This is a genomic window from Curtobacterium sp. MCLR17_040 (genome assembly GCF_003234735.1).
GTDB lineage: Bacteria > Actinomycetota > Actinomycetes > Actinomycetales > Microbacteriaceae > Curtobacterium > Curtobacterium flaccumfaciens.
Map to the genome: position 1 here is coordinate 128781 of NZ_QKTE01000002.1, position 13173 is coordinate 141953.

The 13173-nt window shown below is 71.3% G+C and carries 14 protein-coding genes; 11 read left to right on the plus strand and 3 right to left on the minus strand.

Features of this window, described 5'->3' with window-relative positions; genetic code table 11:
- Nucleotides 1-2: 2 nt before the first annotated feature.
- Entirely contained in the window at nt 3-959 is a 957-nt protein-coding gene (locus tag DEJ01_RS02585) for an NAD-dependent epimerase/dehydratase family protein (protein WP_258375626.1), read from the plus strand.
- A gap of 23 nt (nt 960-982) precedes the next feature.
- Here DEJ01_RS02585 and DEJ01_RS02590 read toward each other — a convergent pair whose 3' ends face one another.
- Entirely contained in the window at nt 983-1429 is a 447-nt protein-coding gene (locus DEJ01_RS02590) for a MarR family winged helix-turn-helix transcriptional regulator (RefSeq protein WP_284173938.1), read from the minus strand.
- Between the two features lie 175 nt (nt 1430-1604).
- Between DEJ01_RS02590 and DEJ01_RS02595 the strand changes: the two genes are divergently transcribed.
- From DEJ01_RS02595 to DEJ01_RS02610, 4 genes are all read left to right on the plus strand, one after another.
- Nucleotides 1605-2258, plus strand: coding sequence for a hypothetical protein (locus DEJ01_RS02595; RefSeq protein WP_027466885.1), 654 nt, complete (start codon nt 1605-1607; stop codon nt 2256-2258).
- Between the two features lie 107 nt (nt 2259-2365).
- The gene (locus DEJ01_RS02600) at nt 2366-3250 is read left to right on the plus strand and encodes a S26 family signal peptidase (protein WP_071404113.1); all 885 of its coding nucleotides are present in this window, start codon (nt 2366-2368) and stop codon (nt 3248-3250) included.
- Nucleotides 3247-4101 carry a LamG domain-containing protein gene (locus tag DEJ01_RS02605; protein WP_111045715.1) on the plus strand — a complete coding sequence of 285 codons (855 nt, stop codon included), beginning with the start codon at nt 3247-3249 and terminating at the stop codon, nt 4099-4101. The genes DEJ01_RS02600 and DEJ01_RS02605 overlap by 4 nt, the downstream gene beginning before the upstream one ends.
- 231 nt (nt 4102-4332) lie before the next feature.
- Entirely contained in the window at nt 4333-4902 is a 570-nt protein-coding gene (locus DEJ01_RS02610) for a manganese efflux pump MntP family protein (RefSeq protein WP_111092129.1), read from the plus strand.
- Nucleotides 4903-4983: 81 nt separating this feature from the next.
- Here the strand turns inward: DEJ01_RS02610 and DEJ01_RS02615 are convergent, their stop codons facing one another.
- Both DEJ01_RS02615 and DEJ01_RS02620 read right to left on the minus strand, forming a co-directional pair.
- Nucleotides 4984-5316 (minus strand): DUF4190 domain-containing protein, encoded by a 333-nt coding sequence (locus DEJ01_RS02615; RefSeq protein WP_111092130.1) that lies wholly within the window; start codon nt 5314-5316, stop codon nt 4984-4986.
- 97 nt (nt 5317-5413) lie between these two features.
- Entirely contained in the window at nt 5414-6823 is a 1410-nt protein-coding gene (locus DEJ01_RS02620) for a hypothetical protein (protein ID WP_111092131.1), read from the minus strand.
- Nucleotides 6824-6961: 138 nt separating this feature from the next.
- Between DEJ01_RS02620 and DEJ01_RS02625 the strand changes: the two genes are divergently transcribed.
- The 6 genes from DEJ01_RS02625 (at nt 6962) to DEJ01_RS02650 (ending at nt 13162) form a co-directional block, all read left to right on the plus strand.
- Entirely contained in the window at nt 6962-7684 is a 723-nt protein-coding gene (locus DEJ01_RS02625) for an SDR family NAD(P)-dependent oxidoreductase (RefSeq protein ID WP_111092132.1), read from the plus strand.
- Nucleotides 7685-7781: 97 nt separating this feature from the next.
- A complete protein-coding gene (locus tag DEJ01_RS02630; RefSeq protein WP_164941154.1) occupies nt 7782-8474 on the plus strand; it encodes a DUF6766 family protein in 693 nt (230 codons plus the stop codon).
- 129 nt (nt 8475-8603) lie between these two features.
- Entirely contained in the window at nt 8604-9947 is a 1344-nt protein-coding gene (locus DEJ01_RS02635; protein ID WP_111092133.1) for a sensor domain-containing protein, read from the plus strand.
- A complete protein-coding gene (locus tag DEJ01_RS02640; protein ID WP_027466877.1) occupies nt 9944-10588 on the plus strand; it encodes a response regulator transcription factor in 645 nt (214 codons plus the stop codon). The genes DEJ01_RS02635 and DEJ01_RS02640 overlap by 4 nt, the downstream gene beginning before the upstream one ends.
- 163 nt (nt 10589-10751) lie before the next feature.
- Nucleotides 10752-11762 carry a LacI family DNA-binding transcriptional regulator gene (locus tag DEJ01_RS02645; protein ID WP_111092134.1) on the plus strand — a complete coding sequence of 337 codons (1011 nt, stop codon included), beginning with the start codon at nt 10752-10754 and terminating at the stop codon, nt 11760-11762.
- A gap of 134 nt (nt 11763-11896) precedes the next feature.
- Nucleotides 11897-13162, plus strand: a complete 1266-nt coding sequence (locus DEJ01_RS02650; protein ID WP_111092135.1) for an ABC transporter substrate-binding protein — start codon at nt 11897-11899, stop codon at nt 13160-13162.
- Nucleotides 13163-13173: the final 11 nt, after the last annotated feature.

Here is a 13173-nt window from a genome sequence, read left to right on the forward strand (position 1 = left end):
GCGTGCGACGCGTCCTGGTACTCGGCGGAACCGGTTGGCTCGGGCGAACGGTCGTCGACGAGCTGTTGGCCGAGGGTGCCGACGTCACCTGCCTCGCCCGGGGCACGACCGGCAACGTTCCCGAGGGAGCGCGCTTCGTCCAGGCGGATCGAGCCCTGGCCGGCGCGTACGAACAGGCCACTGGCGACTGGGACGACGTCATCGAGCTCGCCAGCGCCCCCGAACTCGTCGCCCCGGCGCTCGACGCCCTCGCCGACCGGGCCGCGCACTGGACCCTGGTGTCGACGGTCTCGGTGTACGCGGACAACGACGAACCGGGCGCCGACGAGTCCGCCCGGCTGGTGGAGCCGAAGGACCCGTCCGAGTACGCCGACGCGAAGGTCCTCGCCGAGCGCATGACGCGGCTCCGGCTCGGGTCACGGCTGCTCATCGCACGCCCGGGGCTGATCGTCGGCCCCGGCGACCCGAGTGACCGGTTCGGGTACTGGCCGGCACGCCTCGACCGCCGTGGGCCGGTGCTGGTGCCGACGACGGCGGAGCGGTTCGTCCAGGTGATCGACGTCGCAGGCCTCGCCGCCTGGCTCGTCCGTGCCGGGAGCGACGGGTTCGTCGGCACGGTCAACGCCGTGGGCGCTCCGACGCCGATGCAGGAGTTCTTCCGGTGCGTGGCCGAGGTCACCGGGTTCGACGACGAGCTGGTCACGGTCGACGACGACGTCCTGCTTGCACACGACGTGGCCTACTGGGCCGGACCGCGATCACTCCCCCTGTGGATCCCGGTGTCGGAGGGCGGGTTCGCGCAGCGCTCCGCGGTGGCGTTCACGGACGCCGGCGGAGTGACACGACCCCTCCGGGAAACCGTGGTGCGGGTGCTCGAGGACGAGCGTGCCCGCGGGACGGCTCGGGAACGCCGTGCCGGCCTCACCTCGACGGAGGAACGGGCGATCCCCACCAGGTAGACGCGCGGTCCCCGCGAGCGAGATCAGGACGCGGCGGCAGCCTGTTCGTACAGACTCGTCGCCAGGTCGTTCAGCACCTCGTGCAGTTCGCCCTTGTGCGCCCCGTCGACGGCCCGGAGCATCGCTGTGTACCGCTCCTGGTAGTCCGACACGACGACATGCCCCGGGGGCAGCAGCCGCAGCAGTGAGCCGCGGCGATCCGCCGGGTTCGGTGCCCGCTCGAGCAGGCCGGCGGTGCTCATCCGGTCGATCATGTTCGTCACCGCGCCCGAGGTCAGCCCCAGGTACCCGGCGACCTCGGTCGGCGTGGAGTACCCGGTGTCACTGATGAGGACCAGGGCGCGGAGGGCGTTCTCGTGCACGCCCGCACGAGCGCTCAGCTGACTCACCAGGCTCGCGTTCGCACGCACGACGGCGGTGAACGCGGCCATGAGATCGGCCGCGTCGTCGTCGTTCGGTACTGCTGCCACGAGGGCCTTCTTCCGTGTCGGGGACCGGGGGACAAGGAGCGTCCCCCGCACTGGGGTAAGTATACGAGTGGTCAACTTGGTGAATCAGTGACTATCTTAACCATTGAAGCAAAGCAGCCCGAACGCCTTGCTTCCCCCAACTTCCTGCAACCACCACCGAACGAAGAGGTACCCCGTGTCCACCAAGCTCCGCACCTCCGCACTGAAGCGGATCCGCTTCGCCCCCGTGGCGCTCCTCGCGGGTATCTTCGCCGCCGTCCTGCTCTCCCTCTCGCTCACCGGCACCCTCTCCGGGTTCGCCGCGAGCATCACCAACAGCAGCAACACCGCCGGCAGCGGCACGCTGATCATGCAGGAGCAGAACGCCGGCGCGACCGTCACCTGCCTCAGCACCGACGGCGGCTCGGTCTCGACGAACTCGGCGACCTGCTCGACGATCAACAAGTTCGGCGGCAGCACGACGATGACCCCGGGCAACACGGTCAACACCGCGATCTCGATCAAGAACACCGGCACCGCGAACGCCAGCACGTTCACGCTGAACCCGGGCGCCACGTGCACCCAGTCGGCGAACGGCTCGGCCAACGGCACCGCGACCGACCTCTGCGCCAAGATGAACCTCGTCGTCACCTCCGGTTCGACCACGGTGTTCAGCGGCACCCTCGCCAGCTTCAAGGGTGCGGCGGCGTCGGCCTTCACGATGCCGCAGGCCCCGGCCGCCGGCGCGAGCGTCCCGTTCAACTTCGCCGTGACCCTCGACTCCTCGGCGGGCAACACCTACCAGGGCCTCGCCGCCTCGGTCCCGATGACCTGGACCTTCACGGCCTGATCCGACCCCCATCACCCTTCCCCCAGACCGGCGACGCTCGGCCGACCCCCCTCCGGCCGAGCGTCGCCACCCCAGCAAGAACCCGACCCGACCCCGGAGCAGAGCCCATGAGCCAGACCGCAGCGATCCCGCTCAGCGGCATGCTCGACCGCCCGGTCCTCCGCGGCCGTCAGGTCACCCGCTCCGAGACGGTCCTCGCCTGGTCGGTCGCCGCGATCGCCGCACTGCTCCTCACCGCCGCCGTCCTGTTCCTCTCCGCCGGCGGCCGCTGGTTCGTCGTCGAGACCCCCTCGATGGGCGAAGCCGCCCCGGTCGGCACCCTCGTGCTCGACCTGCCGGTGGACGTCGCCACGCTCAGCGTCGGCGACATCGTCTCGTTCGAGACCTCCGCCAACCCGGACGTCGTCTACACGCACCGCATCGTCTCGATCGACGCGGACGGCGGCATCCACACCCGCGGTGACGTCAACGGCGCGACCGACCCGTGGACGCTCACCCAGGCCGACGTGATCGGGACCCCCGCGCTCCTGGTCCCGCGCATCGGCTGGCTGCTCCGCGCCGCCCCGATCCTGCTCATCGGCACGCTGATCATCCTGACCCTGACCAGCGCGTTCACCGACCGGGTGACCCGCACGTGCCTGCGGATCGCGGGCAGCGCCCTCACCGTCTCGTACGCGGCGTTCGTGTTCAAGCCGTTCGTCAACGTGACGACGATCACGAACACCTCGAGCCCGACCGGCGTCGAGGCCACCGTGATCTCGTCGGGGATCTTCCCGGTCCGCGTCGACGCCCACGGCGGCAACAGCGTCCACCTGGTCGACGGCGAGATGGGCAAGGTCGTCATCCACGAGCTGACGAAGAACGGGCACTACCAGCTCATGTCGAACATCGACCTCGACCCCCTGGGTTGGGTCGCCCTGTTCGCCGTGTGCCTCGTGCCGCTCGTGGCGTGCCTGGCGGTCGGCCGCGTCGAGGCGGTGCGTCCGTCGTGATCCTCCGTCGCCTGCGCGACGGTCGCGTCGTCGCCGTCCTCCTCGTGGTCGCTCTGGCCGTCGTCGTCCTGCTGAACCAGTTCGCCCCGACCCGCTCGGCGTACACCGCCCGCGTGACCAACAGCGCGAACACGGCGGCGACCGCGCCGTACTTCACGTGCACCGGTGCCGTCGGCGCCGACACCGCGAACGCGTTGTTCGCTTACCGCCTGACCGAGGCTTCGGGATCGAAGACGGCCACCGACTGGTCCGGTCGTGGCGCGAACGGCACCTACCAGGGCACCATGACCGCGACCACGCCGAGCCCGAACGCCTGCCCCCGCGACAGCGGGAGCGCCTACGCGCTCAACGGGTCCACGAGCTACGTCTCCACCCCGCGCTCGTACGCCAACCCCACGACCTTCAGCGAGGAGGTCTGGTTCCGCACCACGGTCGCCGGCGGCATGCTCATCGGCTTCGGCAGCAGCCAGACCGGAGCGTCGAGCCAGCACGACCGGAAGCTCTACCTGACCACCAGCGGCCAGCTCGCGTTCGGCACGTACAACGGCGCCACGCAGGTCCTCACCTCGCCGAAGGCCTACACCGACGGCGCCTGGCACCACACCGTCGCCACGATGTCGCCCACCAACGGGATGCGCCTGTACGTCGACGGCACGCTCGTCACGTCGAACGCGGCCTTCAAGAGCCCCGAGAACTTCACCGGGTACTTCCGCGTCGGCTACGACGTCGTCAGCGGGTGGCCGGGTGCCACGAACAACCCGTACTTCACCGGGTCGATGCGGTACGCCGCCGTCTACGGCACCGAACTGACGGCCAGCCAGGTGGCCGCGCACGCGGCCGCCGGTTCCTGACGCACTGACTGCCGGACTGGAGGCTCGTGGCCGTGCCCGCCACGAGCCTCCAGTCCGTCTCCTGGTCGCGTCGAGAACGTGGGCCGGGTTGGCGGACCGGGCCCACCAACCCGCGGATTCGGGGCGACGAATCCCGCTGATCAGGCCTTTTCGTGCCCTGGACCGTGCCAGGATCGTCAGGTCCTGAGACGTCGGAGTCTCCATCCGACCGTCTCGAAAGGCGCCACCCCCATGTCCTTCTGGGCCCTCTTCCTCATCGCGCTCGGTGTCTCCGCAGACGCCTTCGCCGTCGCCCTCGGCAAGGGCCTGCACATGAAGCGCTTCGACGTGCGGCACGCGATCGTGATCGCGCTCACGTTCGGGGTGTTCCAGGCGGTGATGCCGTTGCTCGGCTGGCTGCTCGGGTCGGCGTTCGCGCAGTACATCGCGGCGTTCGACCACTGGGTCGCGTTCGGGCTGCTCGCGCTGATCGGCGGGAAGATGCTGTGGGAGGCGTTCTCGAAGCACGAGGACACCGAGCAGGACAGCGACCGGCTGCCGGTCCGCGAGCTCCTCGTACTGGCGGTCGCGACCAGCATCGACGCCCTGGCGGTGGGCGTCACCCTGGCGTTCCTGCCCGTCTCGATCGGCGGCGCGGTGCTGCTCATCGGGATCACCACCGCGGTGCTGTCGTTCGTCGGGGTCCTGGTCGGTCGCCGTGTCGGTGCCCGCTTCGGCAAGCCGGCGGAGATCGCGGGTGGCGTCGTCCTGATCCTGATCGGTCTGAACATCGTGCTGGAGCACACCGGCGTCATCGGCTGAGGCCACGCTCGGAACCGACACCGGACAGACGGGAGGCCCGTGGCGAGCTGCCACGGGCCTCCCGTCTGGTGCTGGTGGGTGTCAGTAACTGCCCATGCTGCCCGCCGGAGCGTTCGCGACGACAGCGATCACGAAGATCACCCAGATGATGCCGAACACGAGCGACAGGGCGCTGATGATGACGCCGGCGAGGGCGAGGCCGCGGCCGCGCTCCCCGGTCTTCTTGATCTGCGAGAGCGCGATGATCGACACGACGAGGCCGGCGATGTTCACCACGAAGGCCAGGACGAACCCGACGATCGCCATGACGTTGAAGCGGTCGGACGACGGCTGCATCGGAGCGCCGTAGGGCTGCCCGCCGGCGGCGTAGGGGTTCGGGTTCTGCTGGTTGTACTGGGGCGTGCCGTCACTCATGGCGCCGCGTCCTCTCTGGTCAGGGGGATGTCTACACAGGAAACGTACAGGACCAGCGAGCCGCACGGGGCGGTGGGATCATGCAGGACCGCACCCGTCAGATGTCGAGCACCCCGTCCACCGCGTCCGACCGGTCGGCGATGTGCCCGCTGTCGATGTCCTCGTCCAGGTGCACGCCGACGTAGGTCCAGTCCTCCACGTGCCCGGCGTCGTCGAACACCCGGTAGCGCCGACGGAGCCGCAGGTACGGCACGGCGCGGTGATCGAACGACACCACGACCTCGGTCGCCGGCCACTCGCCCTCGACGGTGACCTCGACGGCTCGGTAGTCGCTCGCCGACCGGCGGGGCTCCGGGTGGTCGCGGGTCCACAGGATGCCGGGCTGGTCGAGGGCCTCGAGCACGTCCACGAGGTCCGCGACCGCGCGCTCCCGTGCGGCAGCGTCCAGGTCGTGCAACGGCCAGCGCGCGCCCTCGACGTCGGTCAGGTCGAACTGCTCCGTCCACGGAGCGCGGGCTGCTTCCAGACGCTCCTGTTCGTCCTCCCACGACGTCTCGTCCTCGTCGCTCGCGGCACGGGACGGCAGGTCATCGGTGGTGACGACGCTGGGCAGGCCGGCAGCGACGTCGAGGTCGACCTCCCGAGCGTCGTAGTGGTAGGTCAATCCGCCCGTCGGATCGGGTGTGCGCCGGGGTCCGGTGGGCATGTACCGGACGGTGAGCACCGTGCCCGCCCGGCGGACCTCCTCAGCCAGGTGGTCGACGGTGATCGTCGTCCGGCTGCCGTCGGTCCGGACGAGCACGAGCTCGGTCGGCGGGGTCGGCAGGGGTGACGCGGGATCGGCCGGTGGTCCCGACCGGCGAGGGAAGCCGTCCTCGTCGTCGGCGTCGGATCCGGCACTCCAGAAGTAGCGGGGGCCGTCATCGTCGTCGTCGTTCAGCAGCTCGGGGTCGTCGTCCTCCGGCTCCTCGCCGGCCGCCAGCGTCGCCGCCCACTCCTCCGGCGACGGCCAGAACGGCTCCGACGGCGCCCACGGCAGGGTCTCCGGGTCGACGCCGTCGAGTGGGTCATCCGAGTCCTCGTCGTCCTCGACCGCCTCGTCGTCCTCCGGATCCTCGAGTCCCTCGTCCTCGTCGTCACCCATCCACATGGACGCGTCACGCGGGTCGCCGATCCACAGCCCCTCGACGTCCGCCCCGAGCACCCGTCGATCCCCGAGGTCGACCGCGCACGTCACCCCGGCCGGTGTGACGTGCACGGCCGTCCGCGACTCTGTGTCGAGGTCGCCTTCAGCGTCCTCGCGCGACACGTAGACCACCCAAGCGCCCTCGTCGGTCGCGAGGACCCCGACCTCGTCGACCGCACCGTCCGGCAACGGGGCGTCCGGCCACGTCACCCACCGCACGTCGTCGCCCGTGACGACCGCCGCGACCGGTCGTGTGGCGTCCGGCACGATCGTCGCGTCACCGACGCCGACGGCGTCGACGGGCTCGAGGAAGCTGCTCATGCAGCGACCGTACCGCGGCCCTGTGGCCGGCCCGTGAACAGCCGGGAGGCCCGTGGCGGGCCCGCACCGTGCCTCCCGTCCGCCCGGTCCCGGTCCACCTGCCGGACCCGCCGCAGCGGTCGGGCGCATGATGGGCGGATGGCACGCATCCTCGTCACCGGATCCACTGACGGCCTCGGGCGGGGAACCGCCGACTCGCTGCTCCGCAGCGGGCACGACGTCGTCGTCCACGCGCGCAACCGGGCCCGCGCCGAGGCGGTCGCCGACCTGGTGGAGCGCGGCGCCGAACTCGTCGTCGCCGACCTGGCGGACCGCGACGCCGTGATCGCCACCGCCCGGGAACTCGACGCCGGCACCCCGCTCGACGCCGTCGTGCACAACGCCGGCGTGATCTCGGGCCGTTCCCTGGTGCCCGTGAACGTCGTGGCGCCGTACCTGTTCACCGCGTTGCTGCGCTCGCCGGAGCGGCACGTGTACCTGAGCAGCGGGATGCACCGGGGCGGCCGCCCGCGCCTGGACACCGTCGACTGGACCGGCGCGTCGGAGACGAACTCGTACTCCGACACGAAGCTGTTCGTGACGGCACTCGCCGCCGAGGTGCCGCTCCGACGCCCGGGCGTGCTGAGCAACGCCGTCGACCCGGGCTGGGTGGCGACCAAGATGGGCGGGGCCGGCGCTCCCGACGACTTCGAGCTGGGACACCGCACGCAGGAGACGCTCGCGACCGACCCGGACCAAACCGTGACAGGTGGTTACTGGTTCCACGGAGAGCGGCAGGAACCGCACCCGGCGGTCGCCGACCAGCGGTTCCGCACCGACCTGCTCGACGCGCTCGCCGAGGCCACCGGCATCACGCTCTGAGTCGCTGACGGAACCGCCGCGACCGGTCGGGTGCTCCTGCGAAGGCGTTCGTCGCGCCCGGACGAGGATGGCGTCGAGACGACGAACGGAGGATCCGGTGACCCTCGGCCTGCACAACGGATCGAGCGGGTGGCAGCGCGTGCGACGGCACGGCCTGCTCCTCGCGAACGTCGCCGTCTTCGTCGTGTGCTTCGTCGGCATGGTGTTCGCCGGGTGGCGGGTGTCCGCGGCGGACGCCCTCCAGCACGGCGAGGCGGCCGTGTCGCTCTGGGGCTTCCTGACGAGCGGCGACTTCGCCGAGGCGACCTTCGAGAACTGGGAGAGCGAGTTCCTGCAGATGGGCGCGTACATCGTGTTCACGGTGTTCCTGTTCCAGAAGGGGTCGAGCGAGTCCGAGCCCCTGGACGAACAGAGCCCGCAGGACGAGGACCCCCGGGAGCACGCCGACGACCCGAAGGCCCCGTGGCCGGTGCGCCGGGGCGGGATCGTGCTCGTGCTGTACGAGAACTCGCTGCTGATCCTGTTCGCGGTGCTGTTCCTCGGCAGTGTCGTCGGGCACGTGATCGGAGGCGCTGCGGCCTACAACGAGGAGCAGCTCGAGCACGGCGACAGCGTGGTCTCGGCGTGGGGCTACCTGGGCACGAGCCAGTTCTGGTTCGAGTCGATGCAGAACTGGCAGTCGGAGTTCCTGGTCATCTCGGTGATGGTGATCGCCACCGTGTCCCTGCGGCAACGAGGGTCGAGCCAGTCGAAGCCCGTGGCCGCGCCGACGGAGCAGACCGGCGCCTGAGCCGACCCGGCTGACGATGATCGCGGGGTTTCCCCACCGACCACGGGGGGCAGCACCGGTGTGCGGGCGGACCCCCGCGGCGAGGCTGGTGTCGGGCAATAAGCTCGTCACCGACACGAAGAGGTCCGCATGTACACCGCCGTCGCCACCCCGGGCGCCCCCACCACCGTCCCCCGGTTCCGACCGTTCCGAGCCGTCGCCGACGGCAGCACCTGGCGGGCCTTCGCGTTCCACGCCGCGCACCTGCCGATCGCGATCGCCGCGCTGGCGTGGTTCGTCGTGGTGCTGGCCGTCGGCGTCCCGGTGTCGCTGACCTGGGTCGGCCTGGTCGTCGCCGCGTTCCTGCTCGGTGGGTCGCACTGGTTCGCCGCGGTCACCCGCCGGATGTCCGCCGCGCTGCTCGGGCAGGTCGTCGTCGCCCCGGCACCGCCCCGTGCAGGTTCGACGCCGCTCGGCACCGCGTTCGCCCGGCTGTCGGACGGCCCCACCTGGCGGGCGTTCGCGTACCTGCTCGCGGGGTTCGTGCTGACCACCACCACGTTCGCCGTCTCGACCGCTGTGCTCGTCAGTGGTCTGGGCGCGATGACCCACGCGGCGTGGGGGCACTTCCTGCCGGCGCAGCGGGGCGCGGACGGCGAGCTCCACAGCGGTGCGCAGTTCCTCGGCGTGTACGTCGACACCCCGTCGCTGCAGGTCGCGTTCGCGGTGCTGGGCCTGCTCATCGTGCTGTTCCTCTGGCCCGCGGTGAACCACGGGCTCGCGGCACTGCAGCGTGTGGTCATCCGCGCCCTGCTCGGTGCCACCGCCCGCGACCTGCGGCTCCGCCAGGTCACGGCCTCGCGCGACGCCGCCGTGCTCGACGCCGACACCACCCTGCGCCGCATCGAGCGGGAGCTGCACGACGGCACCCAGGCCCGGCTCGTCGGCCTGGCGATGACCCTCGGCGACGCCCGCGACCGCCTGCAGACCGGCGCCGACCCGGACGCGGTCACCGCACTGGTCGACCGGGCGCACGCGTCGACCAAGGAGGCCCTGGTCGAGCTCCGCGCCCTGGCCCGCGGCATCCACCCGCCCGTCCTCGACGAGGGGCTCGAGGCCGCGCTGACCTCGGCGTGCTCCCGGACCCCGTTCCCCGTCGCGCTGTCGGTGGACCTGCCCGTCCGGCCGTCCCGCGTCGTCGAGGGCATCGCGTACTTCGGGGTGCTCGAGCTGCTGACGAACGTGTCGAAGCACGCCGGAGCCTCGGCCACCGCCGTCCGGGTCGGCATGCTCGGCACCGACCTGCTCGTCGAGGTCGAGGACGACGGCCACGGCGGGGCCCACGTCGCGCTCGGCACCCCCGACGGTCACGGCACCGGCCTGGCCGGGGTCCTCGAACGGCTGCGCGCCGTCGACGGTGACCTGCAGGTGGACAGCCCCGCCGGCGGCCCGACCCGCATCCGGATGCGCATGCCGAGCGGAGCCGAACGGTGAGGATCGTCGTCGCCGACGACAACACGATCGTGCGCGAGGGGCTGACGTCCCTGCTGCGCGGTCGCGGGCACGAGGTCGTGCCGGTGTCGGACGGCGACGCCGCGGTGGCCGCCGTCGCGCACGGCGCGGTCGACGTCGTGGTGATGGACATCCGGATGCCGCCGACCCACACCGACGAGGGCGTCCGTGCGGCCGTGCGGGTGAAGGACGTCCGACCCGACGTCGGGGTGCTCCTGTTCTCGCAGTACGCCGAGGCGCAGTGGGCGCGGGCGCTGCTCGACGTCGCCACGGTCGGCGTCGGGTACCTGCTCAAGGACCAGGTCGCCGAAGTCGGCACCTTCATCGACTCGCTGCACCAGGTCGCAGCGGGCAACGTGGTGCTCGACCCCGAGGTGGCGGCCGCACTGGTCCAGGCGCCGCGTGCCACGAGCGGTCCGCTCGATTCGCTGACCGCCCGCGAGACCGACGTGCTGCGTCTGATGGCCGAGGGCCGGTCGAACGCCGCGATCGCGGACACCCTGTTCCTGTCCGGCGGGACCGTCGAGAAGCACGTCACCGCCGTCTTCACCAAGCTCGGGCTCGAGGCGACGCCGAACGAGAACCGGCGGGTGCTCGCGGTCCTGCGGTTCCTGGCGGACTGAGCGGGGCCCTGGACGGGCCGAGCCTGGACGGGAGGCCCGTGGCGGGCCCGCCACGGGCCTCCCGTCCGGTCCGCACCACGCTGGTGCGGTAGGTTCCTGCCGAACGCAGTCCGCACGTGAGAGGGGGCGCCCGATGGCGCAGGGGCACCGCTCTCCGCCCACGATGAGCGACGTCGCCGCCGTGGCGGGTGTCTCGAAGAAGACCGTCTCGAACGTGCTGTCCGGCTACGAACACGTCTCCGTCCGCACCCGTGACCGCGTGATGGCCGCCGTCGACGAGCTCGGCTACGAACTCAACGTCTCGGCCCGGAACTTCCGCGCCGGACGCTCCAAGGTGCTCGGGCTCGCGGTGCCGGAACTGCGGCAGGCGTACTTCGCCGAACTCGCCGACGCCGTCATCCGCGCTGCCGGAGCCGTGGGCTACACGGTGCTCATCGAGCAGACCGCGAGCGGCGTGCGCGAGGCGGACGCGATCACCCGGATGCGCGAGCACTCCATCGACGGCATCATCTACAGCCCGCTGACCGTCCGGCCGAGCGACGCCGCCGCACTCGAGGTGAAGTTCCCCCTGGTCGTGCTCGGTGAGCCGATCCCGGACGCCCCCGTGCCGTTCATCGCGATGTCGAACGCCGACGCGCTGCGGGACGCGACCGCGCATCTGCTCGACGCCGGCCGCCGGTCGATCGCGTTCATCGGCTCCGACCCGTCGGGACCCGTGCGCACGGCGCAGGAGCGACTGCGGGGCTACCGCGAGGCGCTCGACGACCACGGCCTGCCGTTCGCGCCCGAGCGGGTGGTGCCGACCGCGCTGTGGCACCGGGCCGAGGGGGCGGCGGCTGCGCGGCAGCTCCTCGACGCCGGCGTGCCGGTCGACGGGATCGTCTGCTGCAACGACGCGCTGGCGCTCGGGGCGATGAGTGCCCTGCAGCTCGCGGGCCGGACCGTACCGGACGACGTCGCGGTCGTCGGGTTCGACGACATCGAGGAGTCGGCGTACTCGACCCCGGCGCTGACCACGGTGTCGGCCGACCTGGACCGCGTCGCGGCGACGGCGGTCGGGGTGCTCGTCGCCCAGCTCGAGGAGGGCGCCCCGGCGACACCGGGGGTGCTGCGCTCCCCGCACGCACTCGTCGTCCGGGCGTCGTCCGGACCGTTGCGTTCGGTCTCTGCCTGACCCGTTGACCACGGGTGCTCCCCGACCCCTTGACCGGGCGGTCGAGCACCGGCTACTGTCCACATTTACACCGGTGTAAATCCGGGATGGACGAGGTCCGCACACCGACGTGCCGGACGGATGGCAGGTTTTCGATGAAGAAGCACATCGCGGTCGTCGCGCTCGCAGCAGCGGCGTCGCTCTCCCTCGCCGGGTGCGCCGGCTCCCCCGGATCGTCGGGTGACGGCGGCCACGTCGACCTGACGTTCTGGCACGGCTACACCGAGGCCGACGGCAAGGTCCTGGACGGCATCGTCAAGGACTTCAACGCCTCGCAGGACAAGGTCACCATCACGACCCAGACGAAGACCTGGGCCGTGATCGACGACACGATGCTCCCCGCCCTGTCCGCGAAGAAGGGCCCGGACCTCGTCGCGATGACCTCCGACAGGCTGCCGGTCTACGCGCAGAAGAAGGCGCTGGTCGACCTCAGCGACTTCTACGCCGACGACGCCAACAACACCGGGGACCTGAAGGAACAGGCCGTCGCGATGGAGCGGGTCGACGGCAAGGAGTACGGGGTGCCGAGCGGGTTCGTCCCGCTCTCCGTGATCTACAACAAGAAGCTGTTCGCAGCGGCCGGCATCGACTCCTTCCCGACCACCTGGGACGAGTGGGTCGCCGACGCGAAGAAGCTCACGAAGGACGAGAACGGCGACGGCACCCCGGAGCAGTACGGGCTCGTACTGCCTGACCACCAGACCGTCGGCAACGGCATCTGGCCGAGCCTGTTCGCCGGTAACGGCGGATCGATCACGAACGAGGCGGGCACGAAGTCCACCATCGACTCCGCCGCGAACGCCGAGACGCTCGAGTACTGGGCGAAGGCGGTGCGCGACGACAAGATCTCGCCGACCGGTGTCGACGGCATCGCCGCGGACAAGCTCTTCACCGCCGGCAAGACCGCCATGGAGATCGGCGGCCCCTGGATGGCCGGTGTCGCCGAGGCCTCGGACATCGACTACGGCATCGCGGCGATCCCGGCGGGCCCCGAAGCACAGGTGGCCTCGGCCATCGGCATCTCGCTCGGTGTGACGGCCCAGACCGACGACGCGGAGCAGGCAGCCGCCGAGCGGTTCCTGCGCTACTTCAACGAGCAGTCCGTCGCGACGAAGTGGGCCCTCGGGTCCGGCTGGCCGCCGCTCCGCACCGACGTCACCGCCGCGGACGTCGACGAGAACCCGACCGTCGCGACGCTCACCGGGCTGCCGGGCACCACGATCCCGCTCCTGCCCGGCGTGGTCGACAGCGCCGACGTGCTCACCGCCGTGGACACCGCGACCCAGAAGGCGATGGCGGGCGGGGACCCCGGATCGCTCCTCGCCACCGCCGACGCCGACGTGCAGTCGGCCCTGAAGTAGCAGCAGCGGCC